24 protein-coding genes are annotated in these 24,713 nt (G+C 57.5%); 9 read left to right on the plus strand and 15 right to left on the minus strand.

Annotated features, from left to right (window positions below):
- The first annotated feature begins 147 nt into the window (after nucleotides 1-147).
- The 3 genes from cpxP to pfkA all read left to right on the plus strand — a co-directional run bounded on the left by cpxP (nucleotide 148) and on the right by pfkA (nucleotide 2,872).
- Nucleotides 148-651 carry a cell-envelope stress modulator CpxP gene (gene cpxP / locus CE636_RS15505; protein ID WP_004203672.1) on the plus strand — a complete coding sequence of 168 codons (504 nt, stop codon included), beginning with the start codon at nucleotides 148-150 and terminating at the stop codon, nucleotides 649-651.
- A 159-nt stretch (nucleotides 652-810) separates the two neighbouring features.
- Nucleotides 811-1,713: a CDF family cation-efflux transporter FieF gene (gene fieF, locus CE636_RS15510; protein WP_002882907.1), complete on the plus strand. Its 903-nt coding sequence runs from the start codon at nucleotides 811-813 to the stop codon at nucleotides 1,711-1,713.
- Between the two features lie 196 nt (nucleotides 1,714-1,909).
- On the plus strand, nucleotides 1,910-2,872 hold the full coding sequence (gene pfkA / locus CE636_RS15515; RefSeq protein ID WP_002882911.1) for a 6-phosphofructokinase: 963 nt from the start codon (nucleotides 1,910-1,912) through the stop codon (nucleotides 2,870-2,872).
- A 61-nt stretch (nucleotides 2,873-2,933) separates the two neighbouring features.
- On the opposite strand, the gene rraA is transcribed toward pfkA, so the two are convergent.
- The 7 genes from rraA to priA form a co-directional block, all read right to left on the minus strand.
- Nucleotides 2,934-3,419: a ribonuclease E activity regulator RraA gene (gene rraA / locus CE636_RS15520; RefSeq protein ID WP_002882913.1), complete on the minus strand. Its 486-nt coding sequence runs from the start codon at nucleotides 3,417-3,419 to the stop codon at nucleotides 2,934-2,936.
- 92 nt (nucleotides 3,420-3,511) lie between these two features.
- Nucleotides 3,512-4,432 (minus strand): 1,4-dihydroxy-2-naphthoate polyprenyltransferase, encoded by a 921-nt coding sequence (gene menA, locus CE636_RS15525; protein ID WP_004203673.1) that lies wholly within the window; start codon nucleotides 4,430-4,432, stop codon nucleotides 3,512-3,514.
- Between the two features lie 69 nt (nucleotides 4,433-4,501).
- Nucleotides 4,502-5,836: an HslU--HslV peptidase ATPase subunit gene (gene hslU, locus CE636_RS15530; protein WP_004203674.1), complete on the minus strand. Its 1,335-nt coding sequence runs from the start codon at nucleotides 5,834-5,836 to the stop codon at nucleotides 4,502-4,504.
- Between the two features lie 9 nt (nucleotides 5,837-5,845).
- Nucleotides 5,846-6,376, minus strand: a complete 531-nt coding sequence (gene hslV / locus CE636_RS15535) for an ATP-dependent protease subunit HslV (RefSeq protein WP_002882918.1) — start codon at nucleotides 6,374-6,376, stop codon at nucleotides 5,846-5,848.
- A gap of 91 nt (nucleotides 6,377-6,467) precedes the next feature.
- Entirely contained in the window at nucleotides 6,468-7,433 is a 966-nt protein-coding gene (gene ftsN, locus CE636_RS15540; RefSeq protein ID WP_004203675.1) for a cell division protein FtsN, read from the minus strand.
- Between the two features lie 93 nt (nucleotides 7,434-7,526).
- A complete protein-coding gene (cytR, locus tag CE636_RS15545; RefSeq protein ID WP_017899822.1) occupies nucleotides 7,527-8,555 on the minus strand; it encodes a DNA-binding transcriptional regulator CytR in 1,029 nt (342 codons plus the stop codon).
- A 150-nt stretch (nucleotides 8,556-8,705) separates the two neighbouring features.
- Nucleotides 8,706-10,901: a primosomal protein N' gene (gene priA / locus CE636_RS15550; protein ID WP_004203677.1), complete on the minus strand. Its 2,196-nt coding sequence runs from the start codon at nucleotides 10,899-10,901 to the stop codon at nucleotides 8,706-8,708.
- A gap of 252 nt (nucleotides 10,902-11,153) precedes the next feature.
- On the opposite strand from priA, the gene rpmE reads away from it, so the two are divergent.
- Complete coding sequence (rpmE, locus tag CE636_RS15555; RefSeq protein ID WP_002882922.1) at nucleotides 11,154-11,366, plus strand: 50S ribosomal protein L31; 213 nt, start codon at nucleotides 11,154-11,156, stop codon at nucleotides 11,364-11,366.
- Nucleotides 11,367-11,467: 101 nt separating this feature from the next.
- Here the strand turns inward: rpmE and metJ are convergent, their stop codons facing one another.
- Nucleotides 11,468-11,785 (minus strand): met regulon transcriptional regulator MetJ, encoded by a 318-nt coding sequence (gene metJ / locus CE636_RS15560; RefSeq protein ID WP_002882924.1) that lies wholly within the window; start codon nucleotides 11,783-11,785, stop codon nucleotides 11,468-11,470.
- Nucleotides 11,786-12,052: 267 nt separating this feature from the next.
- Between metJ and metB the strand changes: the two genes are divergently transcribed.
- The gene (gene metB, locus CE636_RS15565) at nucleotides 12,053-13,213 is read left to right on the plus strand and encodes a cystathionine gamma-synthase (RefSeq protein ID WP_004203678.1); all 1,161 of its coding nucleotides are present in this window, start codon (nucleotides 12,053-12,055) and stop codon (nucleotides 13,211-13,213) included.
- Between the two features lie 2 nt (nucleotides 13,214-13,215).
- Complete coding sequence (locus tag CE636_RS15570) at nucleotides 13,216-15,648, plus strand: bifunctional aspartate kinase/homoserine dehydrogenase II (RefSeq protein ID WP_017899821.1); 2,433 nt, start codon at nucleotides 13,216-13,218, stop codon at nucleotides 15,646-15,648.
- A 38-nt stretch (nucleotides 15,649-15,686) separates the two neighbouring features.
- Here the strand turns inward: CE636_RS15570 and CE636_RS15575 are convergent, their stop codons facing one another.
- Nucleotides 15,687-16,058, minus strand: a complete 372-nt coding sequence (locus CE636_RS15575) for a carboxymuconolactone decarboxylase family protein (RefSeq protein WP_017899820.1) — start codon at nucleotides 16,056-16,058, stop codon at nucleotides 15,687-15,689.
- A gap of 91 nt (nucleotides 16,059-16,149) precedes the next feature.
- On the opposite strand from CE636_RS15575, the gene CE636_RS15580 reads away from it, so the two are divergent.
- Nucleotides 16,150-17,058: a LysR family transcriptional regulator gene (locus tag CE636_RS15580; protein ID WP_017899819.1), complete on the plus strand. Its 909-nt coding sequence runs from the start codon at nucleotides 16,150-16,152 to the stop codon at nucleotides 17,056-17,058.
- Between the two features lie 2 nt (nucleotides 17,059-17,060).
- Here CE636_RS15580 and CE636_RS15585 read toward each other — a convergent pair whose 3' ends face one another.
- From CE636_RS15585 to CE636_RS28780, 3 genes are all read right to left on the minus strand, one after another.
- Entirely contained in the window at nucleotides 17,061-18,077 is a 1,017-nt protein-coding gene (locus tag CE636_RS15585) for a substrate-binding domain-containing protein (RefSeq protein ID WP_017899818.1), read from the minus strand.
- A 91-nt stretch (nucleotides 18,078-18,168) separates the two neighbouring features.
- Nucleotides 18,169-19,668: a PTS transporter subunit EIIC gene (locus tag CE636_RS15590; RefSeq protein ID WP_023319432.1), complete on the minus strand. Its 1,500-nt coding sequence runs from the start codon at nucleotides 19,666-19,668 to the stop codon at nucleotides 18,169-18,171.
- Between the two features lie 108 nt (nucleotides 19,669-19,776).
- Nucleotides 19,777-19,950, minus strand: a complete 174-nt coding sequence (locus CE636_RS28780) for a hypothetical protein (protein WP_017899816.1) — start codon at nucleotides 19,948-19,950, stop codon at nucleotides 19,777-19,779.
- Between the two features lie 74 nt (nucleotides 19,951-20,024).
- Here CE636_RS28780 and metF point away from each other — a divergent pair, with 74 nt between their 5' ends.
- Nucleotides 20,025-20,912 carry a methylenetetrahydrofolate reductase gene (gene metF, locus CE636_RS15595; RefSeq protein ID WP_004203682.1) on the plus strand — a complete coding sequence of 296 codons (888 nt, stop codon included), beginning with the start codon at nucleotides 20,025-20,027 and terminating at the stop codon, nucleotides 20,910-20,912.
- Nucleotides 20,913-21,005: 93 nt separating this feature from the next.
- On the opposite strand, the gene gldA is transcribed toward metF, so the two are convergent.
- The 3 genes from gldA to CE636_RS15610 all read right to left on the minus strand — a co-directional run bounded on the left by gldA (nucleotide 21,006) and on the right by CE636_RS15610 (nucleotide 23,973).
- On the minus strand, nucleotides 21,006-22,109 hold the full coding sequence (gldA, locus tag CE636_RS15600) for a bifunctional L-1,2-propanediol dehydrogenase/glycerol dehydrogenase (RefSeq protein WP_004203683.1): 1,104 nt from the start codon (nucleotides 22,107-22,109) through the stop codon (nucleotides 21,006-21,008).
- Nucleotides 22,110-22,163: 54 nt separating this feature from the next.
- Nucleotides 22,164-22,826, minus strand: a complete 663-nt coding sequence (gene fsa, locus CE636_RS15605; protein ID WP_017899815.1) for a fructose-6-phosphate aldolase — start codon at nucleotides 22,824-22,826, stop codon at nucleotides 22,164-22,166.
- Nucleotides 22,827-23,031: 205 nt separating this feature from the next.
- Nucleotides 23,032-23,973 carry an AraC family transcriptional regulator gene (locus tag CE636_RS15610; RefSeq protein ID WP_224232316.1) on the minus strand — a complete coding sequence of 314 codons (942 nt, stop codon included), beginning with the start codon at nucleotides 23,971-23,973 and terminating at the stop codon, nucleotides 23,032-23,034.
- Between the two features lie 69 nt (nucleotides 23,974-24,042).
- Here CE636_RS15610 and zinT point away from each other — a divergent pair, with 69 nt between their 5' ends.
- Nucleotides 24,043-24,693, plus strand: coding sequence for a metal-binding protein ZinT (gene zinT, locus CE636_RS15615; protein WP_017899813.1), 651 nt, complete (start codon nucleotides 24,043-24,045; stop codon nucleotides 24,691-24,693).
- The last annotated feature ends 20 nt before the right edge of the window (nucleotides 24,694-24,713 follow it).

Raw genomic sequence — 24,713 nt, forward strand, 5'->3', positions numbered from 1 at the left:
TTTAAATACCTCCGAGGCAGAAATTACGTCATCAAGGCCCGCTAATCCATGACTTTACGTTGTTTTACACCCCCTGACGCATGTTTGCAGCCTGAATCGTAGACTGTCTCTCGTTGAATCGCGACACAAACGTTTTGGGAGTATGTGATGCGCAATGTTATCGCTGCCGTCATGGCCTCAACGCTGGCGCTAAGTGCAATTAGCCAGGCCGCTGAAGTCGTTACCAGCGTTAACTGGCTCCCCGGAGACGAAGGGGGACAGCGCGGTAGCCAGAGCCATATGTTTGACGGCATAAGTTTAACCGAGCAGCAACGTCAGCAGTTACGGGATCTTATGCAACGGGCACGCCACGACAGGCTCCCCGTTAATGTTAGCGAAATGGAGACAATGCATCGCCTTGTCACCGCAGAAAATTTTGATGAAAACGCTGTGCGCGCTCAGGCAGAAAAGATGGCGCAGGAACAGGTTGCTCGCCAGGTCGAGATGGCTAAGGTCCGCAACCAGATGTACCACCTGCTTACGCCAGAGCAGCAAGCGGTTTTAAATGCTAAGCACCAGCAACGTATGGATCAGTTGCGTGAGGTTGCAAGGATGCAGAAAGGCTCAGCGATGATGCTTTCGAGTAGTAGCAACACCCTGCAACCCCAGTAACAAACCCTGTTTTCCTTGCCATAGACACCATCCCTGTCTTCCCCCCTCATGATGAGGGGGTTTTTTTTGCCCTTTTTTCGGCAAATCAACTTCTTCGCCTTTCCCGTGAGCGTCACAAGTTCAGGTTATACTAAGCGCAGTGCAGGAGAAGGAGCCTATATGAATCAATCTTATGGCCGGTTGGTCAGCCGCGCCGCTATCGCTGCGACAGCGATGGCCTCTGCGTTACTTTTGATCAAAATTTTTGCGTGGTGGTATACCGGTTCAGTCAGTATTCTGGCTGCGCTGGTGGATTCGCTGGTGGATATTGCCGCCTCGCTGACCAACCTGCTGGTGGTTCGCTATTCGCTGCAACCGGCTGATGAAGAACACACCTTTGGCCACGGCAAAGCGGAGTCGCTGGCGGCGCTGGCGCAAAGCATGTTTATCTCCGGCTCGGCGCTGTTCCTGTTTCTCACCGGTATTCAGCACCTGGTGCGTCCGGAGCCGCTGCAGGCCGCCGGCGTCGGGGTCGTTGTGACGCTGATCGCTCTCGTCAGCACGCTGGCGCTGGTGACTTTCCAGCGCTGGGTGGTGCGAAAAACCCAGAGCCAGGCGGTGCGGGCGGATATGCTTCATTATCAGTCTGATGTTATGATGAACGGCGCCATTCTGGTGGCGCTGGGCCTATCCTGGTACGGCTGGCATCGCGCCGATGCGTTGTTTGCCTTAGGAATTGGCATCTATATTTTATATAGCGCGCTGCGGATGGGCTATGAGGCGGTTCAGTCGTTACTCGACCGCGCTTTGCCTGACGAGGAGCGTCAGGACATTATCACCATCGTGACCGCATGGCCCGGCATCCGCGGGGCGCACGATCTACGAACGCGGCAGTCAGGGCCGACCCGCTTTATTCAGATTCATTTGGAAATGGAAGATAACCTCCCGCTGGTGCAAGCCCACGTGATTGCAGACCAGGTGGAGCAGGCGATTCTGCGCCGTTTCCCGGGATCCGATGTCATTATCCATCAGGATCCCAGTTCTGTGGTGCCAGCGGCGCAGCAGGGCTTTTTTGAGCGTTAGGTTATAGTCTGTAAATTCGATGTAAAAATGTGGGTCAGCTCGGCATTTTTTGTATAAATTACCGCCGTTTGGTCTGACCTGAATCAATTCAGCTTGAAGCGTTTGATATACTATTGTCATTAGCGTCGTGCACTCCTGGTGAGGGAGCGCTTCAGGCAACAGAATTATTTTTTGCTTCCTAAGTTCAGAGGTAGTCATGATTAAGAAAATCGGTGTGTTGACAAGTGGCGGTGATGCGCCGGGCATGAACGCAGCAATTCGTGGCGTTGTGCGCGCGGCATTAACGGAAGGTCTGGAAGTTTTTGGAATCTATGACGGTTACCTCGGCTTGTACGAAGACCGTATGGTTCAGCTCGACCGTTACAGCGTTTCCGACATGATCAACCGCGGCGGCACCTTCCTGGGCTCCGCTCGCTTCCCGGAATTCCGCGAAGAACACATCCGCGCTGTGGCTATCGAAAACATGAAGAAGCGTGGCCTGGACGCGCTGGTGGTTATCGGTGGTGACGGGTCCTACATGGGGGCGATGCGCCTGACCGAGATGGGCTTCCCGTGCATCGGCCTGCCGGGCACCATCGACAACGATATCAAAGGCACTGACTACACCATCGGCTTCTTCACCGCTCTGAGCACCGTGGTGGAAGCGATTGACCGTCTGCGCGACACCTCCTCTTCGCACCAGCGTATCTCCGTGGTGGAAGTGATGGGCCGTTACTGCGGCGACCTGACTCTGGCGGCGGCGATTGCTGGCGGCTGTGAGTTCATCATGGTGCCGGAAGTGGAATATACCCGCGACGATCTGGTGGCTGAAATCAAAGCCGGCATCGCGAAAGGGAAAAAACACGCTATCGTGGCGATCACCGAGCACATGTGCGACGTTGACGAGCTGGCCAGCTACATCGAGAAAGAGACCGGCCGTGAAACCCGCGCCACCGTCCTCGGCCACATTCAGCGCGGCGGTTCCCCGGTTCCTTACGACCGTATCCTGGCTTCCCGCATGGGCGCCTATGCGATTGAGCTGCTGCTGCAGGGCCATGGCGGCCGTTGCGTCGGCATCCAGAACGAGAAGCTGGTGCACCACGACATCATCGATGCCATCGAGAACATGAAGCGTCCGTTCAAGAACGACTGGCTGGATTGCGCGAAGAAACTGTACTAAGTTACGCGCCGGATAAACAAAAGGCCTTCTCATGGAGAAGGCCTTTTTTATGGCGCAAGGCTTATTCGATATCCAGCGGGTCTTCCGACAGGATCATCCCGGTGTTATCGGCATACAGATGGTCGCCGCTGAAGAAGGTCACGCCGCCGAAATTGACGCGCACGTCGCTTTCGCCGATGCCTTCGCCAGCTGCGCCGACCGGAATGGCCGCCAGCGCCTGGATGCCGATATCCAGTTCCTCAAGGTCGTCAACCTGGCGCACCGCGCCATAGACCACCAACCCTTCCCATTCATTCTGTACGGCCAGACGCGCCAGGTCAGCGTCAATTAACGCGCGTCGTACTGAGCCGCCGCCGTCGATCAGGAGAATATGACCACGGCCATTCTGCTCGAGCAGATCGTAGAGCAACCCGTTATCCTCGAAACATTTTACCGTAATGATCTGTCCACCAAACGACGACCGTCCTCCAAAGTTAGAGAACAGCGGTTCCACGACGTTGACATCTTCCTGGTAGATGTCACAAAGCTCGGAAGTATCGTATTTCATAGGCTTAACGTTCAGTTGCTGCGAGAGTTTTTAGTATATCCCGCGAATCGCATTGTTGGCAAAATCATCAATTGTTAATTGATATTTGTCAGTTAAGCCGCCAGCTTACTGGCAATAATCCCGATAACAAACAGCAGGTTGGTCAGTAAAGCCCCTTTGACCGTCTTTTCGAGCATCGGCCGCATCGCCAGCGGATCGGATTCGCGCAGGACGTAACGCGCCTGTTTGACCAGCAGCGGCGTGGCGAGAATAAACAGCCAGCCCCAGGCTGAATGCAGCGCCAGCAGGTTAAACAGCGCCAGACACAGCAGGGCGCCGAGCAGCAGGCAGGCATGATAGCGGCGGGCATTCACCGGCCCCAGGCGCACGGCGAGGGTGTTCTTCCCGTTCTGCCGGTCGCTGTCGATATCACGCAGGTTATTGATGTTCAGCACGGCGGTCGCCAGCAGACCGCAGGCCGTTGCCGGCAGAAAGATGGCCGCTTCCACATTATGCGCTTGCAGATACCAGCTGCCGAGGACGCTCAGCCAGCCGAAGAAAACGAGTACCGAAATATCACCAAGGCCGATATAACCATACGGGCGGGTGCCCACCGTGTAGGTGATGGCGGCCACGATCGACAAGCCACCCAGCGCGAGGAAGCCGATGAAATCGCCGACGCTCTGCCAGGCGACGCACAGCAGCGCCAGACCAAACAGACAGATCAGCGCGACGGTGACAATCAGGGCGCGCTTCATCTGCTGGGGGGTAATCACCCCTTTCTGCATCCCGCGCAGCGGCCCGATGCGGTCCGGTTTATCGCTCCCCTTGACCGCGTCGCCGTAGTCATTGGCGAGGTTGGAAAGAATTTGCAGCAAGCCGGCGGTGATCAGCGCCAGCAGGGCGACCCAGGGATCAAAATGTCCCTGCTCCCAGGCAAGGACGGTGCCAACAATAATCGCGGCAAATGCCAGCGGTAACGTTTTAGGACGCAGGCTTTCCAGCCACGCCTGAGAACGGCTGATATCAGTCATAGTTATTCTAGCCAATAAAAATGGGGGCGATAGCCCCCATCAACAGTGATGAAAATGCATTGCACCGGATTATAGGATAAAACGGCTCAGATCTTCATCTGCCACCAGAACATCCAGGTGCTTACTCACATATTCGGCATCGATAGTGACGGTCTGGCCGTTCATCTCGCTGGCATCATAGGAGATATCTTCCACCAGGCGCTCCAGCACGGTGTGCAGACGGCGCGCGCCGATGTTCTCGGTGGTTTCGTTTACCTGCCATGCGGCCTGAGCGATACGCTTGATACCGTCTTCGGTGAATTCGATATTCACCCCTTCGGTCGCCATCAGCGCCTTGTACTGCACGGTGATGGAGGCGTTTGGTTCGGTCAGGATGCGCTCAAAGTCGTGGGTGGTCAGCGCCTTCAGCTCAACGCGGATCGGCAGACGCCCCTGCAGTTCCGGGATCAGATCGGACGGGCTGGCCACCTGGAACGCGCCGGAGGCGATGAACAGGATGTGGTCGGTCTTGACCATCCCGTGCTTGGTGGAGACGGTGCAGCCTTCCACCAGCGGCAGCAGGTCGCGCTGTACGCCTTCACGGGAGACGTCCGGGCCGGAGGTGTTGCCGCCGCGCTTACAGATTTTGTCGATTTCGTCGATAAAGACGATACCGTGTTGCTCTACAGCGTCGATGGCTTCCTGCTTCAGCTCTTCCGGATTGACCAGTTTGGCCGCTTCTTCTTCAATCAGCAGCTTCATCGCGTCTTTGATTTTCAGCTTACGCGGTTTCTGCTTCTGGCCGCCGAGGTTCTGGAACATGGACTGCAGCTGGCTGGTCATCTCTTCCATGCCCGGAGGGGACATGATTTCAACGCCCATCGGCGCCGCGGCGAGATCGATTTCAATCTCTTTATCGTCCAGCTGGCCTTCACGCAGTTTCTTACGGAACGCCTGGCGCGCCGCAGACGGTTCCTGCGACGGCTCAGTCTGGCCCCAGTTGTTCTTCGCCGGTGGGATCAGCACGTCAAGTACGCGCTCTTCAGCCAGCTCTTCCGCGCGGTAACGGTTCTTTTCGATGGACTGCATACGCACCATTTTGATCGCCGCATCGGTCAGATCGCGGATGATAGAATCCACTTCTTTACCGACATAGCCCACTTCGGTGAACTTCGTCGCTTCAACTTTAATAAACGGCGCGTTGGCCAGTTTCGCCAGACGACGAGCGATTTCGGTTTTACCGACGCCGGTTGGGCCGATCATCAGAATGTTTTTCGGCGTGACTTCATGACGCAGCTCTTCGTTAAGCTGCATCCGGCGCCAGCGGTTACGCAGGGCGATAGCAACAGAACGCTTGGCGGCGTCCTGGCCGATAATGTGTTTGTCCAGTTCGCTGACAATTTCGCGTGGGGTCATTTCAGACATGGGAGATCCTTACGCTTTAGAAGGTAATTCTTCGATGGTGTGGAAATGGTTGGTATAGATGCAGATATCACCTGCAATATCCAACGCTTTCTCGGCGATATCGCGCGCGCCCATATCGGTGTTTTCCAGCAGCGCGCGGGCCGCGGCCTGGGCGTAAGGACCGCCGGAGCCGATAGCAATCAAATCGTTTTCCGGCTGTACCACGTCACCGTTACCGGTGATGATAAGCGACGCGTTTTCGTCCGCGACGGCCAGCAGCGCTTCCAGCTTGCGCAACATCCGATCGGTTCGCCAGTCTTTAGCCAGCTCAACGGCGGCCTTCACCAGATGGCCCTGGTGCATTTCCAGTTTACGTTCAAACAGTTCGAACAGCGTGAAGGCGTCGGCGGTGCCACCAGCGAAACCGGCAATCACTTTGTCGTTGTACAGACGACGCACTTTTTTCACGTTGCCCTTCATTACGGTGTTGCCCAGCGTGGCCTGGCCATCACCGGCAATAACAACATGGCCGTTACGGCGAACACTTACAATTGTAGTCACGAGCAGACCCCTTGGTTGCAAAAGCGGAACAGGGGCCCCGCGCTGTCCGCGGGGCCGAATGCAATTATAGATGGGGGGGTTTTTGAGGGTTTCAACCCCTGGCGGCGAGACGAATGCAGTTCGCGTGTCCAGCCATCTTCAGGCGGGTGATCATCTCGTTGGCGCTTTCTTTGCCTTTCAGCGGGCCAATGACCACGCGGTTCCAGCCGTTGTTGGTGGTGATGTGCGAAGCAAACCCTTCGAAAGCCAGCTGAGCGCGGACGGTTTCGGCCTGCTCGGCGCCTTTAAAGGAGCCGCACTGGATCATCCAGCTACGATCGTCTTTCTTCTCGGCGGTGGTTTTCGGCGCTTCTTCCACCCGAGTTACCGGCGCCGCGGCCTGGGTACGCGGCTGCGTGGTATTGGTATGCGCTGGCGTCTGCAGCAGATCCTGGTACGGCTGCTGGTTTGACGCGGTCTGCTTCGGCTGTTGCTGCTGGACCGGCTTCGGCTGCTGAACGCGCGGCGGCTGCTGCACGGTCTGCGGCTGAGTTTGCGCCCACTGTTGCTGTTGCGCCTGCTGCTGTTGCTGCGCTAAACGCTGGCGCTGTAGCGTCTGCTGGCGCTGGGCCGGCGTTTGTTCGTTCCACGGCACTTCGGTCAGCTGAGTCGGCTGTTGACGCATATCGGCCTGCATCTGGGCCAGCAGCTGGCGCTGTTCGTCAGTCAGCTGCTCCGGTTTCATCACTTCGCCGCCGGCGGTCGGTTCGGTCGGCGCGCGAACGCCCGGCTGTCGGCTTTCCAGCTCTTTAATATAGCGCCAACGCTCTTCCGGTTTTGGCGGCAAGCCGTTGCCGGCGGCCTGGCGATTTTGCATCGCTTCCGCTTCTTCTTTCTTATGGTGCGTAATGAAATAGAGTCCACCGATAAAGGCCACCAGCACAGCCGCCGCGATCGCCACCATAGCCGGTGAAATTGCCGGAAGGCTGCTTTGCTTATTCCTTGAGCTTCGGGTAGTGCTCTTTTTGCGCCGCGAAGAAGCCGGTTGGCTGCGGCGTACATAATCTCGTTGTGCCACTATCGTTTCGCTGTCTTATATTCGTTCGTCAGCCCGCCATGTTACTTAAGCGGCGGGCCTTTGACCAGAAGAGCAGGCCCGAAAGCCTGATGGTTATCGTCTGATTTTTTGCGTACTGCCGCGAACTATCAGTTCGCAATCGAGCAGGCGCGAGCCGCTGTTCACGTTATGACCCTGCATTTGCTCAAGTAATAGCAGCATTCCTTCACGGCCGATATCAAAACGCGGCTGTGACACGGTGGTCAATGGCGGATCGCAAAATTCAGACAACGCGATGTTATCGAAGCCGACAATCGACAGGTCGTCCGGCACTTTCAGACCGCGGCGTTTCGCCAGCGATAAGGCGCCCAGCGCCATCACATCGCTATGGCAAAAGACCGCCGTGGGCGGTACCGGCTGCGACAGCAGCTGCTCCAGCGCATTGGCGCCAGCTTCGAAGGTAAAGTTGCCGCGAGCGATATAGTGCGGATCAACGGTGATACCGCTGCGGCGCAGCGCCTGCACGTAACCCTGCAGGCGATAATGGCACAGCGGCATATCTTCCGGGCCGGCGATGCAGCCGATACGCTGGTGTCCCAGCTCGTGAAGGTAGTTTACCGCGTTAAAGGCCGCCGTCAGGTTATCGATGTGGACGGTGGGCAGCTCCAGTTCCGGCGCGAACTCGTTCGACATGACCATCGGTGGCAAATTGCGCTGCTCTTCCACGCTAGCGTCAAACGGCAGGCGCGAGCTGAGCAGCACCATGCCGTCAATCTGCTTGGTGATGATAAGGTCGATAAAGGTTTTTTCTTTCTGATTCTGGTGGGCGCAATCGCCGATTAACACCAGATATCCATGCTCGGCGGCAGTGACTTCAATACCGCGGATCACTTCGCTAAAAAAGGGATCGCAGATATCCGGAACGATCACGAGGATCGTCCGCGATTTGTTGCGCTTCATATTGCGTCCGAGCGACTGCGGTAAATAGCCGACTTCCAGCGCCGCCTGCTCGACCCGGTTACGGGTGGCTTGCGACACCTTATCAGGGTTCATCAACGCTCGGGACACGGTTGCCGTGGAAACGTTTGCCTTTAAGGCGACGTCTTTCATGGTGGCGGCAACCACTTGTTTTTTGGGCTTCACCTGGTTTCTCCTCGCTGAATGGCGCTGGCATTTCCCTTGCGCGCTAACTGCTGCATCTTTTTTATCAGATAGTCGCGGCAGTGAGTTACAGAATTTTCATGAAAAACGTGATGCTTGTTGAATTTTTCGATCCGGCTCGCAAGAGAAGGCTTACCCTTCAATAGGATCGACATCCAGCACCCACTTCACTTTTTTCGCCTCCGGCAGCGTATTGATCAGCGCCAGCGTACCGCTGACGATATGCTGCAGGCGCACCCGCGAAGGATGCTGCAGCAATATCTGCCACCGCCAGCGGCCGCCGCGCTTCGGCGCCAGCGCCGGAACCGGACCGAGCACCCATAGCTTGTCGTCGGCCAGCGGACTGGCCTGCAGCAGATTGCGCAGCTGTTGTAAAAACAGCGGCGCCTGCTGGTTGTTATGGTCTTCCGCACGAATCAGCACATGGCTGGTCCACGGCGGTAGCTGCATTGTCTGCCGCTCTGCCAGCGCCTGTTCGGCGAAAGCGTCGTAGCCTTTATACAGCAGGGTCTGCAGCAAAGGGTGTTCCGGATGGTGGGTTTGCAGAATCACTTCGCCCTGTTTTCCTGCCCGCCCCGCTCGCCCGGAGACCTGGGTATAGAGCTGAGCGAAACGCTCGGCGGAGCGGAAATCCGCGGAAAACAGCGCCCCGTCGACGTCCAGCAGGGAGACTAGGGTGACGTCTGGGAAGTGGTGGCCTTTGGCCAGCATCTGGGTGCCAATTAAAATACGCGCCCCACCGCGATGGACGGCGGCGAGATGCTCTTCCAGCGCCCCTTTGCGGCTGGTGGTATCGCGGTCGATACGCGAGATAGGCACGTCAGGAAACAGCGGCGCCAGGGCCTGCTCCAGCTGTTCGGTGCCGATACCCACCGGCACCAGGTGCGTGGAGCCGCAGGAGGGGCACTGGCGCGGGATAGGGCGCTGACTGTCGCAATGGTGGCAGCGCAGATGGTGCTGCGCCTGGTGCAACGTATAGTAGCTGTCGCAGCGCGGACATTCCGCTATCCAGCCGCAGTCGTGGCACAGCAGCGCTGGCGCAAAGCCGCGGCGGTTAAGAAACAGGATCACCTGGTTATCCGCCTGCAGATGCTGACGCATACGGCCAATCAGCGCGGGAGACAGACCTGCCTGCAGCGGTTGCCCTTTGAGATCGAGCACGTGCTGCTGGGCAGGGCGCGCATTGCCCGCGCGTTTGCTTAAGGTTAACTGGCGGTATTTGCCCTGGCGGACGTTATGCAGGGTCTCCAGCGCCGGCGTCGCCGAGCCGAGAATTATCGGGATCTGTTCGCTGTGGGCGCGCCATACCGCCAGGTCGCGGGCATGGTAGCGCCAGCCCTCCTGCTGCTTGTAGGAGCTGTCATGCTCTTCGTCGATGACGATGACGCCGAGGTCTTTAAACGGGGTAAAGAGCGAGGAGCGGGTGCCGATCACAATGGCCGCTTCGCCGTTTTTCGCCTTCAGCCAGGCCGAGAGACGTTCGCTGTCATTGAGCCCGGAGTGCAGGACTTCCACCGGCGCGTTAAAGCGCTGGCGAAAACGGGCGATGGTTTGCGGCGTCAGGCCGATCTCTGGCACCATCACCAGCGCCTGGCGCCCCTGCGCCAGCACATTCTCCAGCACGCTCAAATACACTTCCGTTTTCCCGGAGCCGGTAATACCCGCCAGCAGCCAGGCGGAGAAGCGATCGGCGGCGCTGTGGATCGCGCCGACGGCGGTGGCCTGCTCGGTATTAAGACGCAGGCGTTCGCCAGCCACCGAATACGCGCTGCGCCAGTCGGTGAGGGCAGGCGCTTCGCAGGCCAGCTCCGCCAGCCCTTTGCCGCGCAGCGCCTGCAGCGCCGCTTCATTAAATTCCAGTTCGCCGACCTGATGACGCCAGATTTTGCCCTGGCGCAGCGCCGCCAGCGCCTGCTGCTGCTTCGGCGAGCGTTTCAGACCGTTAAGATCGACGGCCTGCCCCTGCTCGGTGGCGAACCAGTACCACAGCGGCGTAGCGCTGGCGGGTTTGCCCTGGCGCAGCAGAATGGGCAACGCATGGAACAGCACATCGCCGATCGGGTGATGGTAGTACTCAGCCGCCCACATCAGCAACCGCCAGACGGTACCGGAGAAGACCGGTTCGTCGTCCAGCGCTTCCGCGACCGGTTTTAGCTCGTCCAGCGGCAGCTCGCTGCGCTCGCTGACCGCCGCGACAATGCCGATCCGCTCCTGTTTGCCGAACGGCACCCGCACCCGACAGCCCGCTTTGACCGCCATGCCGTCAGGCAGCAGATAGTCAAAGGTGCGCGGTAGCGGAACGGGTAGGGCAACGTGGGCGACGGGCATGTCATCTTCCTGACTTGAAATCTGGCGGGATAGTATACACATTACGATAAGGCGGCGCGGATCAGTTTGCATATGCTGGTCAAATTCTGTATGATTCGCCGCCTTTGATGCGCTTTATATCGCATTGAAGATTGACCATTACCGTGTGCTTCACGCTGTCAGCAGCGTAGAGGGCGACGGGAAATTACTAATATCGCGTGGTGTCTGGCGTTAGGGCTGGAAGAGCGACGCGGCCTTAACTGAGGTTCTCCCATGAAAAAAGGTATTCACCCAAATTACGACGAAATTACTGCTACCTGTTCTTGCGGTAATGTCATGAAAATCCGCTCCACTGTAGGTCATGACCTGAACCTCGACGTGTGCGGCAAATGCCACCCGTTCTTCACCGGCAAACAGCGTGATGTTGCTACCGGTGGCCGTGTTGACCGCTTCAACAAGCGCTTCAGCATCCCGGGCAGCAAGTAAGTTGCCAGAAGAAGCCGCCTCAGGGCGGCTTTTTTGTGTCTCTCGCCTGCCTGGGCGAGAAAGAAAAAGGGCGGAAGAGTGCTTCCGCCCTTTTTATTGTCTCAGTATTCCCACGTATCCGGGTCGATACCCAGTTCACGCATAATCGCTTTCGCCGCTTCCGGGATCTCATCGCTGCGCTCTTTACGCAGGTCTTCATCGTTAGGCAACGGTTGTCCGGTAAAGGCATGCAGGAACGCTTCGCACAGCAGCTCGCTGTTGGTCGCGTGACGCAGGTTATTCACCTGACGACGCGTACGTTCATCGGTGAGGATTTTTAACACCTTCAGAGGAATGGAAACCGTAATTTTCTTTACTTGCTCACTCTTCTTACCGTGCTCAGCGTATGGGCTGATATATTCGCCGCTCCATTCAGCCATGAGATACCTTAATCCTCTGTTTATTAGTGAAGGGCCAGAATATTCCGCCCGGGCTATAATTGCGCGTAGTTTACCGTAAGCGCAGGCTTTCTGACATGAGATAAGCCGCCGCCGACGTGCGCTAATGCATATAATTTTAACGGCTATTTGCACTTTGCTCAATCTATACGCAAAGAAGTTTAGATGTCCAGATGTATTGACGTCTATTGTGACAATGATTACTCTGGAGCCTGACTTTTCACCGATTCAGCCCAGGAACTTCCCAACATGACGCGTAAACAGGCCACCATCGCAGTGCGTAGCGGTTTAAATGACGACGAGCAGTACGGTTGCGTTGTCCCGCCGATCCACCTCTCCAGTACCTATAACTTCACCGACTTTAATGAACCTCGCGCTCACGACTACTCCCGCCGCGGCAACCCGACGCGTGATGTGGTGCAGCGTGCCTTAGCGGAGCTGGAGGGCGGCGCTGGCGCGGTGCTGACCAATACCGGTATGTCGGCGATCCTGCTGGTGACGACGGTGTTCCTTAAGCCTGGCGATCTGCTGGTGGCGCCGCATGACTGCTACGGCGGCAGCTACCGTCTGTTCGATAGCCTGGCGAAGCGCGGCTGCTATCGCGTTCAGTTCGTCGATCAAAACGATGAGCAGGCGCTGCGGGCGGCGTTGGCGGAAAAACCGAAGCTGGTGCTGGTCGAAAGCCCAAGTAATCCATTGCTGCGGGTAGTGGATATTGCGAAAATCTGTGGTCTGGCGCGCGAAGCCGGGGCGATCAGCGTGGTCGATAACACCTTCCTGAGTCCGGCGCTGCAAAACCCGCTGGCGCTGGGCGCCGATCTGGTGTTGCACTCCTGTACTAAATACCTTAATGGTCACTCTGATGTGGTGGCCGGGGTGGTGATTGCCAACGATCCGGCGACTGTCACCGAACTGGCATGGTGGGCGAATAATATTGGCGTCACCGGCAGCGCCTTCGACAGCTATCTGCTGTTGCGCGGGCTGCGGACGCTTTCTCCACGCATGGAAGTGGCGCAGCGTAATGCCCTGGCGATTGTCGAGTATCTGAAAACCCAGCCACTGGTGAAAAAGCTGTATCATCCGTCGCTGCCGGAAAACCAGGGGCATGAAATTGCGGCGCGTCAGCAAAAAGGTTTTGGCGCAATGTTAAGCTTCGAGCTGGACGGTGACGAGCAGACGCTGCGCCGTTTCCTGAGCGGGCTGTCGCTGTTTACACTGGCGGAATCGCTGGGGGGCGTTGAAAGCCTGATTTCCCATGCGGCAACGATGACGCATGCCGGCATGGCGCCTGAAGCGCGTGCCGCCGCCGGAATTTCAGAAACGCTCCTGCGTATTTCGACCGGTATTGAAGATGGTGAAGATTTAATTGCCGACCTGGAAAATGGCTTCCGGGCAGCAAACGAGGAATAAAGATGAGTGTGATTGCGCAGGCAGGGGCGAAGGGTCGTCAGCTGCACAAATTTGGTGGGAGTAGTTTAGCGGATGCGAAATGTTACCTGCGCGTCGCGGGGATCATGAAGGAGTATTCGCAGGCGGGGGACATGATGGTCGTCTCCGCCGCTGGCAGCACCACCAACCAGCTGATCAGCTGGCTTAAGCTTAGCCAGAGCGATCGCCTTGCTGCGCATCAGGTTCAGCAGTCGCTTCGCCGCTATCACACCGAACTGATTGGCGGTCTGGTGGAGCCTGCGGCGGCGGATACGCTGATAGCCGCCTTTATCCACGACCTTGAGCGTCTGGCTGGTCTGCTGGACGGCGGGGTTTCCGAAGCGGTCTATGCGGAAGTGGTCGGCCATGGGGAAGTGTGGTCCGCGCGCCTGATGGCGGCGGTTCTCAACCAGCTGGGAATGGAAGCCGCCTGGCTTGACGCGCGCGCGTTCCTGCGCGCGGAACGTGCCGCGCAGCCGCAGGTGGATGAAGGATTATCCTATCCACTGCTGCAGCAGCTGATGGCGCAGCATCCTAACAAACGTCTGGTGGTGACCGGCTTTATCTCCCGCAACCAGGCCGGTGAAACCGTCCTGCTGGGCCGTAACGGGTCTGACTACTCCGCCACCCAGATCGGTGCGCTGGCGGGCGCTTCCCGCGTCACTATCTGGAGCGACGTCGCCGGGGTGTACAGCGCGGATCCGCGCAAGGTGAAAGACGCCTGTCTGCTGCCGCTGCTGCGTCTGGACGAAGCCAGCGAGTTAGCGCGTCTGGCCGCGCCGGTGCTCCATGCCCGCACGCTACAGCCGGTTTCCGCCAGCGATATCGATCTGCAGTTACGCTGTAGCTATACGCCGGAACAGGGTTCCACGCGCATTGAGCGCGTACTGGCCTCCGGTACTGGCGCCCGGATTGTCACCAGCCATGACGACGTCTGCCTGGTGGAGTTCCAGGTGCCGGCCGGTCAAGATTTCAAACTGGCGCATAAAGAGCTGGACGCCCTGCTCAAACGCGCCCAGCTGCGCCCGTTAGCCGTTGGCGTCCATGCCGACCGCAAGCTGCTGCAGTTTTGCTATACCTCCGAGGTGGCCGACAGCGCGCTGAAGCTGCTCGATGAAGCAGGTCTGCCGGGCGAGCTGCGTCTGCGTCAGAAGCTGGCGCTGGTGGCGATGGTGGGCGCTGGCGTCACCCGTAACCCCCTGCATTGCCACCGTTTCTGGCAGCAGCTGAAAGGGCAGCCAGTGGAGTTCACCTGGCAGTCGGAAGAAGGAATCAGCCTGGTGGCCGTGCTGCGCGCCGGGCCGACGGAAAGCCTGATCCAGGGGCTGCACCAGTCCTTGTTTCGTGCCGAAAAGCGTATTGGCCTGATGCTGTTCGGCAAAGGAAACATCGGTTCCCGCTGGCTGGAGCTGTTCGCCCGTGAACAAACCACGCTCTCGGCGCGCACCGGCTTTGAGTTTGTTCTCGCCGGCGTGGTCGACAGTAAACGCAGTCTGCTGAACTATGACGGGCTGGACGCCAGCCGGGCGCTAGCTTTCTTCAACGATGAAGCGGTGGAGCAGGATGAAGAGTCGCTGTTCCTGTGGATGCGCGCGCACCCGTACGATGATTTAGTGGTGCTGGACGTCACCGCCAGCGAACAGCTGGCCGACCAGTATCTTGATTTCGCCAGCCATGGCTTCCACGTGATCAGCGCCAACAAGCTGGCGGGGGCCAGCAGCAGCGATAAGTATCGCCAGATCCACGACGCGTTTGAGAAGACGGGGCGCCACTGGCTGTATAACGCCACCGTGGGCGCCGGCTTGCCGGTGAACCATACGGTGCGCGACCTGATCGACAGCGGCGATACCATCCTCGGCCTGAGCGGTATCTTCTCGGGAACGCTCTCCTGGCTGTTCCTGCAGTTCGATGGCACCGTGCCGTTCACCGACCTGGTGGATCAGGCGTGGCAGCAGGGGCTGACCGAGCCGGATCCGCGTGTCGATCTGTCCGGTAAAGATGTGATGCGCAAGCTGGTGATCCTCGCGCGGGAAGCGGGCTATGACATCGAACCGGATCAGGTGCGCGTGGAATCACTGGTCCCGGCGCACTGTGAAGAGGGTTCGGTTGATCACTTCTTTGAGAATGGCGAAGAGCTGAACGAGCAGATGCTGCAGCGCCTGGAGGCGGCCCGCGAGATGGGGCTGGTGCTCCGCTACGTGGCGCGCTTTGATGCCAACGGCAAAGCTCGCGTCGGCGTGGAAGCGGTACGCGAAGAGCACCCGCTGGCGGCGCTGCTGCCGTGCGATAACGTGTTTGCTATCGAAAGCCGCTGGTATCGTGATAATCCGTTGGTGATCCGCGGGCCCGGCGCCGGGCGTGACGTGACCGCCGGGGCGATCCAGTCGGATATTAACCGTCTGGCGCAGCTGCTGTAATCCCGAGAAAAAGACCAGGCCAGGCCTGGTCTTTTTTGTTAGTGCGCCGCAAAAACCGCTTTAGCGGCAAACAGGCCGTTTAGCGCCGCCGGGAATCCGGCGTAGACCGCCATCTGCATGATCACTTCCGTAATTTCCTCTTGCGTCAGACCAACATTTAATCCCGCGGCAATATGCACTTTCAGCTGCGGCTCGGCGTTACCCAGCGCGGTGAGCGCGGCGATGGTGGCGATTTCCCGGCTGCGCAAATCAAGCCCTGGCCGGGCGTAAATATCGCCGAAGGGGAACTCAATCAGATAGCGGGCGAAGTCGGGGGCGATATCCCGCAGGCTGTCGACGACGGCTTCCCCGCCGCGACCGTCCACACGCTGAAGCATTTCCTGACCGGTGATATAACGTTCGCTGGACATCGTTTTTTCCTCTCTGTGATGATGCGTTGAGAGGAAGGGTAGGGAAGTTTGCCGGACTTGAGTAATACCCTTTTCGTGATACCTTTTCAGTATGACAACTTCGCGATTGCATTCTCTCGATATCCGCCTGCTGCGCGCCTTTGCGGTGGTGGCGGAGGAAAATAACATCAGCCGGGCGGCGCAGCGGTTATTTATCTCGCAGCCGCCGCTGAGTCGCCATATGCGCCATCTGGAAGCGCAGCTGGGGGTGACGCTGTTTCAGCGCCATAGCAAAGGCCTGATCCTTACCGACGCGGGCAGAGAGGTGCTGGCGATGATTCGGCCCATGCTGGCGCTCCAGGAACGCACGCTGGCGGCATTGAGTGAGCTCTCCGTTCACTCGCCGCCGTCTCTGCGTCTGGGCATGACGACCGCCTTCGAACAAGGCATTTTCGCCGCTGTTGAATCTGCGCTGAGCGAACATACCCGCGCGTTGCATATCACCCGCCACGCTTCACCGGCGCTGGCTCAGCAGGTGCGCAAAGGCAAACTCGATGCAGCGCTGGTTGCGCTGCCGCTCAATACTGAAGGGCTGCACCTGCACCCATTGCCGTATCAGGAGCCGCTTATCGCGGCAGTGCCAGCCTCCTGGCCGGAAGCCGCCACATCAGCGTTAACGCTAAGCGCGCTCAATCACCGGCCGCTGTTCTGGTTTAAACGTGAGCGTAACCCCGATTTCTTTGACTATACGCGACGCATTTTCGACCGGGCTGGCTATACCCCCGCTTATGTGGAAGAGCCTGCCGAACATGATGTGCTGCTGGCGCGAATTGCGCGTGGGGAAGGCATGATCCTCCTGCCGGCGTCCTTTTCCGCAATCCAGCGTCAGGGGGTGGTGTTCTGTCCTGTCGCTGAAGGCGACAGCATGCCGTTAAGCCTTGGGGTGATCTATGCGCCTCACCGGGCAGAATCCGTGCAGCAATGGCTCTCACTGCTGGATGAGCACCTGACGACTGGCTAGCCTCAGGCTGACTCTCGAGCCACCAGCTGTCCGGAAAGGGTAATGTGCTGGGTCGGCAGGGCAGGTTCTTTGATTTTGCGGATAATGAGCGAGGCTACCTGACGTCCTGTCTCTTCGCTGGCGGAAGAGACATAAGTGAAGGATGGCGAGGTCAAATTAACGTGCATCATGTCTTCAAAACCCACCAGCGCCACCTGCTGAGTGAGAAAGACATCTTTTCCCACCGTGCGTCCAACCTGATGAATGCCGCTGAGGCAGCCAATCATTGCATCCGGTGAGTGGCACAGCAGGGCGGTAATGGCATTATTTTTTTCCAGCAACTGGCGGGTAGCGATACTGGCAGCCTGCGTATTGTCGCTGCAGGCAGGAGCAAATTCCTCCCGTACGGTCATGCCGTTTTTCTCCAGCGTACTGTATAAGCCAAGCAGCCGCTGCTGACGAATCAGGTCATTATCCTGTCCGCCAATATAGGCGATGTAGCGATGGCCGCGTTCAATCAAATAGCGGGCGGCGATACTGGCGGCCTGGCGATTATCGCGGACCACCTGGTCATGATGGCCGGAGAGCGGCGTTTGCGAGACGGCGACCAGCGGCAGAGGACATGCTTGTAACGCCGCAGGCAGCGCATTGCTGGTGGTATCGGCATCCAGATATATCACGCCGGCGACGCCCTGCTGTTTAAACGACAGCAGGCAGCGGGCCAGATAGTCATGATCGTCGCGCGGCTGGCCGAGGATCACCATATAGCCTTGCTTCTCCAGCTCCTGGACGATATTCGCCATCACTTTAATGGAAAAACTGTCGTTGAAGTCGCGCAGGATCAGGCCGATCAAATTGGTGGTATTGGCGCGAAGGTTAGCGGCGGCGACGTTATGTACATAGCCAAGTTCCTGGATGGCCGCGTTGACTTTTTCGATGGTGGCGTCGGAGATCTTCCCTTTCTGGCGTAATACCAGCGACACCGTCGAAACGGAGACGCCGGCCAGTTTCGCCACATCTATAATGCTGACTTTCTTCAAAATCGCTCCATGACAACGCGTGTATTACCGTCAGATCGCAGACATAGGCTTACCCACGGTAAGCCTACTTCCACACCATAACACCTTCTTGTTATTTGCCAATCATCCCCGACATGGTTTGCGCGATAAATTGCGCCCTGGCGCCAAAAATAATCTGGATGCCGTTATCGCCGACGAAGACCACCCCGCGTGCGCCGATGCCGTTGAGGCCATCTTTATCAACCGCATCGCGCTCAGCCACTTCCAGGCGCAAGCGGGTGATACAAGCCCCGACGGAATCGATATTTTGTGAACCACCGAGAAGATTGACGATCTCCGTTGCCAGCTCCGCGTCGGTTTTATCATCGGCGGTGACAGTGATATCGGTACGGCCTGGTGTTTTCACATCAAAGCGACGGATAACGAACCGGAAGGTGAAATAATAAATCAGCCCCATCGGCACGCCAACGATAACCGCGTTGAGGAAGTGGGTTTGATAGCCATTCAGCGACGGCAGAATACCGAAGGAGATATAGTCAATTAGCCCCGCCGAGAAGGATTTAGCGATATGCGCATGCAGCAGATACATTGTCATGTACGAGAGCCCCGCCATGATGGCGTTGAAGACGTACAGGATCGGCGCCACGAAGATAAAGGTAAATTCTACGGGTTCGGTAATGCCGGTCAGGAAGCAGGTCAGCGCGGCAGAGAAGAGAATACCGGCCGCGATTTTTTTATTCTTAGTATGCGCTTCGTGATACATCGCCAGACAGGCAGCTGGAAGCGCGAACAGCATAAGCGGGAATTCCCCCTGCATAAACTTCCCAGCGTTTTGGTAGCTATCGGAGCTAAAAGATTTCACTCCTTCTTCCAGCATTTTAAACCAGATGGTCTGGTCGCCGTGGATCACCTGGCCTGCCTGAGTGGTGTAATCGCCGAAAGAGTACCAGAAAGAGGGATACCATATGTGGTGCAGTCCCAGTGGGATCAGCGCCCGTTCAACAAGGCCGAAAATAAAGGTCGATGCAGCCTGGTTGTCGCCGTTTACCACCATCGACAGTGAGTCAATACCAGCCTGGATATGTTGCCAGACATAAGGCAACAGCAGGCCGAGGATAAATGAGAGAAATGCTGTGGCGATCGCCACGAAACGCTTACCCGAGAAGAAGCCAAGGAACTCAGGCAACTGCATCGCATGGAAGCGGTTATAGCACCACGCCGCGAGAATACCGCAGATGAGACCGCCAAAAACCCCCATCTGCAGCGTCGGGATGCCGACGACCATGGCATATTTTCCGCCCTGAGAGGCCATCTCCGGCGTAATGCCGAGCACAGTGCTAATGGTGATATTAGTGATGAAGACGGAGACGGCTGCCGACAGCGCAGCGATACCCGATTCTGATGCCAGCCCCACGGCTGAACCAATTGCAAACAGCATTGGCAGGTTATCAAAAATGATACCGCCGGCGTTCATCATCAAGGGCATATGGAATTTATCCCCGAAGGCCAACAGTAAGCCGGCGGCCGGGAGGAGCGAAATCGGCAGCATCAAGGCGCGGCCGATCATCGACAGTTTTGATAATGATTTTATGAACCCTGACCACAGACTCATGGTGATATCCCCGAATAGATTTTATAAGCATTATTGCGTAAGTAGAACGTTCTAGTAGAACGTTCTACTTACTCTGAACCAAGCGATAAGCGGCTGCAATAACAATCGCTATGGCCAACATGGGGAGATGCTGGTTTTTTGAACTGCTTCAAATTTCATCGGATCGAATTCTTCCTGCGCGGCATCCATTCTGGCCGGAAGATGAATTTTTTTCATATTGGCGGCCTTTTCCTCACTCTTTACGCAGATTTTTCTATTGACGCCCGCGCGCTTTTCCGTCATTTTTACATCTGGACGTCTAAACGTATAGAAGTTCGCAATACAACAGCCATTACATGCGATTGATGAGGTAAGGTATGAGCTTTTTTCACGCCAATCAGCGGGAAGCCCTGAATCAGAGCCTGGCGGAAGTCCAGGGCCAGATTAATGTGTCCTTTGAATTCTTTCCGCCGCGCACCAGTGAAATGGAGCAAACCCTGTGGAAATCCATCGATCGCCTGAGCAGTCTGAAACCGAAGTTTGTCTCGGTGACCTATGGCGCGAACTCCGGCGAGCGCGATCGCACCCACAGCATCATCAAGGGCATTAAAGAGCGAACCGGTCTGGAAGCGGCGCCGCACCTGACCTGTATCGATGCGACTCGCGATGAGCTGCGCACTATCGCCCAGGATTACTGGAACAACGGCATCCGCCATATCGTCGCGCTGCGCGGCGACCTGCCGCCGGGCAGCGGTAAACCGGAGATGTATGCCGCCGATCTGGTCAGCCTGCTGAAAGAGGTGGGGGATTTCGATATCTCTGTCGCCGCGTATCCGGAAGTGCATCCGGAAGCGAAAAGCGCGCAGGCGGATTTACTCAACCTGAAACGCAAAGTCGAGGCAGGCGCCAACCGCGCGATCACCCAGTTCTTCTTCGATGTGGAAAGCTACCTGCGTTTTCGCGATCGCTGCGTCTCAGCGGGCATCGACGTGGAAATTATTCCGGGTATCCTGCCGGTATCCAACTTTAAACAGGCGAAAAAGTTTGCGGATATGACCAACGTTCGTATCCCGGTGTGGATGTCGAAAATGTTCGAAGGTCTGGATAACGATGCCGAAACCCGTCAGCTGGTGGGGGCTAACATCGCTATGGACATGGTGAAGATTTTAAGCCGGGAAGGGGTAAAAGATTTCCACTTCTACACCCTGAACCGCGCCGAAATGAGCTACGCCATCTGCCATACGCTGGGCGTGCGTCCGGCCTGAGTGCTTGTCGTTTCCGCCGCCAGTGGGCGACACGTCCGGCAGATAAACATAAAAAACACCCGGCTGACGCCGGGTGTTTTGTTTTGCTCTGGATTATTCCCATTCCTGCAGGAAGCGCTGGCCATATTGGTCGGCGACCAGCAGCGCGGCGTAGACCTGGTCGGAGTTAACCCCGCCCGGCATATTGTGAATGGTTTCGCCTTCAGCGCAGGCGGCTTCCGCCACCAGGCGCATTTTGGTCGGGATGTCGCCTTTGATATCCAGCTGCGCCAGGGTGATCGGCAGCCCAACGCTGTGACATAGCGCGGCGACGGTCTCGATCTCTTCCACCGGCGCGTTTTCCAGCACCAGCTGCGTCAGGGTGCCGAACGCCACTTTTTCACCGTGATAATAGTGGTGAGCGTCAGGGATGGCCGTCATGCCGTTATGAATTGCGTGGGCTGCCGCCAGGCCACCGCTTTCAAAACCGACGCCGCTCAGATAGGTGTTGGCTTCCACCACCCGCTCCAGCGCCGGAGTGACCACGTGCTGTTCGGCGGCCAGCATCGCTTTTTCACCCTCTTCGAGTAAGGTGTTGTAGCACAGCTCGGCCAGCGCCAGCGCCGCCTGGGTGCATTTCCCGCCCGCCATGGTGGTGGCGCCGCTGCGTGAGCAGGCGCGGGCTTCGAACCAGGTGGCCAGCGCATCGCCAATTCCGGCTGCCAGCAGGCGAGCCGGCGCGCCGGCAACGATCTGCGTATCGACAATGACCATGTTAGGGTTATGCGGTAGCATCAGATAGCTGTCGAACTCCCCTTCGTCGGTGTAAATCACCGACAGTGCGCTGCACGGCGCATCGGTGGAGGCGATGGTGGGGGCGATCGCCACCGGCACCTTCATAAAATGGGCCAGGGCTTTCGCGGTATCCAGGGTTTTACCACCGCCGATCCCCAGCACGGCGGTGCATTTCGCACTGCCGGCGATATCGCGCAGGCGATTGATTTCATTATGCGAACATTCACCGCCAAACGGCGCGATTTCCGCCGCCAGGCCGGCATCGGCCAGGCTTTTGCGTAGCATCTCTTCCGCGAATCCCAGCACGAATTTATCGCCAACGACCAGCCAGCGTTCGGCCAGCGGTTTCAGATAGTCGCCAAGGCGCTTGATGGCACCTGCGCCCTGAATGTATTTGCCTGGTGATTGAATAATGCGATCCATTACGATTCCTCCTCGATGACCGTGATGCCGCCCGCAGGCGGCGCGCGGGTCCGGTTACAGGTTCAGCGTGCCAAAGGCGTTATTCCAGTCCTGTTCAAATTTCTCTATGGCTGACTCTACCGCAGGGGTGCCGAGCATTTGTTGCGCTACATCTAATGGAAGGGTGATGGCTTCGCAGCCAGCCAGCAGGCAATCCAGCGCCTGACGGGGCGTTTTGAAGCTCGCCGCCAGCACTTTGCTTTCGGGCGCATGCATTTCCAGCAGGGATTGCAGCTCCTGCACCATGCGGATGCCGTCCCCGCCCTGAGCGTCGACGCGGTTAACGTAAGGCGCGACGTACTTTGCGCCGGCCAGCGCGGCCAGCAGACCCTGTGAGGCGCTGTAGACGGCGGTGCCAAGGGTTGGGATGCCTTCTTTCTTCAGCAGCTTGATAGCGGCGAGGCCTTCGGCGGTGACCGGGATTTTGACCACGATGCCCGGCACGGCGTTGCTCAGGCGTTTGGCTTCTGCCACCATGCCCTGCGCATCGCGGCTCATGGTCTGCGCGAACAGAATCCCTTCCGGGCCAACGGCTTTTTGCAAGCGCGGCAGTACATCCCAGATCGGTGTTTTTCCGGCGGCGATAATGCTCGGGTTGGTGGTCACCCCGGCCAGCGGGTAGATGCGGGCCAGGCGTTCCACTTCGGCGACGTTGGCGGTATCCAGATAGAGTTCCATAGTGTTTTCCTCAATGCTTAATTCGGTGCTGTCGTTGAGGTAAGCATACGGCTTTCGTTTGAAGGATCGCCAGATGACAAATTTGCCAAAAACTGGATAAATGTACGCATCGCGATTAAGGATGATTTAGATCACATTTATCGGCACTGACGGGGATGAGAGGAAACTATAGCGCGCGCAAAAGTCAGGTTTAACACACAAAAATCTAGTTTTTTACCGGGGATGATTTTTCCGTCAGCTGGCTATGGTACTGGCGGCGGTATTCAGACGGCGAGCGTTCCGTGGTTTTGCGGAACAGGCGGCAGAAGTAGTTACTGTCGGCGAAGCCGCAGGCGTGGGCGATGTCTTTCACTTTCATATCGTGGCCCTTCAGCAGCATACGGGCCTGTTCGAGACGAATGTGGTTCAGATATTCATTGAAGCCCATTGGCCCACATTTCTGGAACAGATGAGAAAGATAGTTAGGAGAGAGATAGAACGCCTGGGCGACCGATTCCCGGCTCAGCGGCTCCGGGTAATGGACCTCGATGTACTGACGGATTGCCTCGAACAGCGCCTGGCTGCGCGAGGAGGTTTGCGCCTGGCTGCCGAGAAGATCATGGCAGTGGCTGAGCAGGCTGATGACGATGCTGCGGGCGGTTTGCTGCTCCTGCGGCTGCATCCGGATCTCGTTGAGCGCCTGCAGCAGAAAGGAACCGACGCGCGGCCCGCGACGCAGCGCCTGTAGTTTTTCAACAACGGCGATCGTCTTGCCATTCCAGTGCTGCAGCGAGCACTCCAGCTGCTGCTTAGCGAACAGGATGCTTAACAGCAGGCAGGGCGCCTGCCACTGTGGGCAGTTCCAGCTATCGCCAGGAATATAGAGCACGTCATGGGTCTCCAGGGGCGGGGCGTTATCGCCGAGCGCCTGGTCGCGCAATTGCCCATCGAGGAGGATATTCAGACGGGGAAAATCAACCTGCACCACCGGTTCAGCAGGCGAGCGCGTCTCGCCGGCGAAATAAACCCGGCCGAGGCTGGTCTGCTTTTTTAGCAATGCATCAATAAGTTGATTGATATCGTTGTCCATCATTGTTCCGCCCCGCGCATCAACCTTTTCATCATACCGGACATTATTCCAGCGGTAAAAGCGCCAGCCTGTCGCTATTGCTTCTCACTTAAGATATGTTATATCGTAACAATTTGTCGCCATTGATAACAAACTCAGGAGAGAGTAATGACCAGAAAGATCCCCCTGCTGGCCTTGGGACTCGGCATGGCGCTCGCCAGCGCCCAGGCGTTCGCCCACGGCAACCATAGCCATGGGCCGGCGCTAACCGAAGTGGAGCGTCAGGCCAGCGAAGGCATTTTTGCGGATAAAGATGTGCAGGACCGCGCGCTGAGCGACTGGGAGGGCGTCTGGCAGTCGGTGAACCCATATCTGCTCAACGGCGATCTCGATCCGGTGCTGGAGCAGAAGGCGAAAAAGCCCGGCGGCAAGAGCGTGGAGGAGTATCGCGCCTATTATAAGAAGGGCTACGCCACCGATGTGGAACAGATTGGCATTGAAGATGACGTGATTGAGTTCCACGTCGGCGAGGCCGTCAACAGCTGCAAATACCGCTATTCAGGCTACAAAATTCTGCATTACGCCTCCGGTAAGAAGGGCGTACGTTATCTGTTCGAGTGCCAGCAGGGCGATGCCAACGCGCCAAAATATGTCCAGTTCAGCGACCATATCATTGGTCCGCGTAAATCGCAGCATTTCCATATTTTCATGGGTAATGAATCACAGGAAGCGTTGTTGAAAGAGATGGATAACTGGCCGACCTATTATCCGTATGCGCTGCATAAAGAACAGATCGTTGATGAGATGTTGCACCACTAAAACGGGTGAAAAATCCCCCG

The sequence above is a fragment of the Klebsiella sp. LY genome (assembly GCF_004010915.1).
Lineage (GTDB): Bacteria > Pseudomonadota > Gammaproteobacteria > Enterobacterales > Enterobacteriaceae > Klebsiella > Klebsiella quasipneumoniae.

Excerpts from the sequence above, each read along its gene's own strand:
- cpxP (WP_004203672.1), top strand. The coding sequence starts at position 148 with ATGCGCAATGTTATCGCTGCCGTCATGGCCTCAACGCTGGCGCTAAGT.
- fieF (WP_002882907.1), top strand. The coding sequence starts at position 811 with ATGAATCAATCTTATGGCCGGTTGGTCAGCCGCGCCGCTATCGCTGCG.
- pfkA (WP_002882911.1), top strand. The coding sequence starts at position 1,910 with ATGATTAAGAAAATCGGTGTGTTGACAAGTGGCGGTGATGCGCCGGGC.
- rraA (WP_002882913.1), bottom strand. The coding sequence starts at position 3,419 with ATGAAATACGATACTTCCGAGCTTTGTGACATCTACCAGGAAGATGTC.
- menA (WP_004203673.1), bottom strand. The coding sequence starts at position 4,432 with ATGACTGATATCAGCCGTTCTCAGGCGTGGCTGGAAAGCCTGCGTCCT.
- hslU (WP_004203674.1), bottom strand. The coding sequence starts at position 5,836 with ATGTCTGAAATGACCCCACGCGAAATTGTCAGCGAACTGGACAAACAC.
- priA (WP_004203677.1), bottom strand. The coding sequence starts at position 10,901 with ATGCCCGTCGCCCACGTTGCCCTACCCGTTCCGCTACCGCGCACCTTT.
- rpmE (WP_002882922.1), top strand. The coding sequence starts at position 11,154 with ATGAAAAAAGGTATTCACCCAAATTACGACGAAATTACTGCTACCTGT.
- metJ (WP_002882924.1), bottom strand. The coding sequence starts at position 11,785 with ATGGCTGAATGGAGCGGCGAATATATCAGCCCATACGCTGAGCACGGT.
- metB (WP_004203678.1), top strand. The coding sequence starts at position 12,053 with ATGACGCGTAAACAGGCCACCATCGCAGTGCGTAGCGGTTTAAATGAC.
- CE636_RS15570 (WP_017899821.1), top strand. The coding sequence starts at position 13,216 with ATGAGTGTGATTGCGCAGGCAGGGGCGAAGGGTCGTCAGCTGCACAAA.
- CE636_RS15575 (WP_017899820.1), bottom strand. The coding sequence starts at position 16,058 with ATGTCCAGCGAACGTTATATCACCGGTCAGGAAATGCTTCAGCGTGTG.
- CE636_RS15580 (WP_017899819.1), top strand. The coding sequence starts at position 16,150 with ATGACAACTTCGCGATTGCATTCTCTCGATATCCGCCTGCTGCGCGCC.
- CE636_RS15590 (WP_023319432.1), bottom strand. The coding sequence starts at position 19,668 with ATGAGTCTGTGGTCAGGGTTCATAAAATCATTATCAAAACTGTCGATG.
- CE636_RS28780 (WP_017899816.1), bottom strand. The coding sequence starts at position 19,950 with ATGACGGAAAAGCGCGCGGGCGTCAATAGAAAAATCTGCGTAAAGAGT.
- metF (WP_004203682.1), top strand. The coding sequence starts at position 20,025 with ATGAGCTTTTTTCACGCCAATCAGCGGGAAGCCCTGAATCAGAGCCTG.
- gldA (WP_004203683.1), bottom strand. The coding sequence starts at position 22,109 with ATGGATCGCATTATTCAATCACCAGGCAAATACATTCAGGGCGCAGGT.
- fsa (WP_017899815.1), bottom strand. The coding sequence starts at position 22,826 with ATGGAACTCTATCTGGATACCGCCAACGTCGCCGAAGTGGAACGCCTG.
- zinT (WP_017899813.1), top strand. The coding sequence starts at position 24,043 with ATGACCAGAAAGATCCCCCTGCTGGCCTTGGGACTCGGCATGGCGCTC.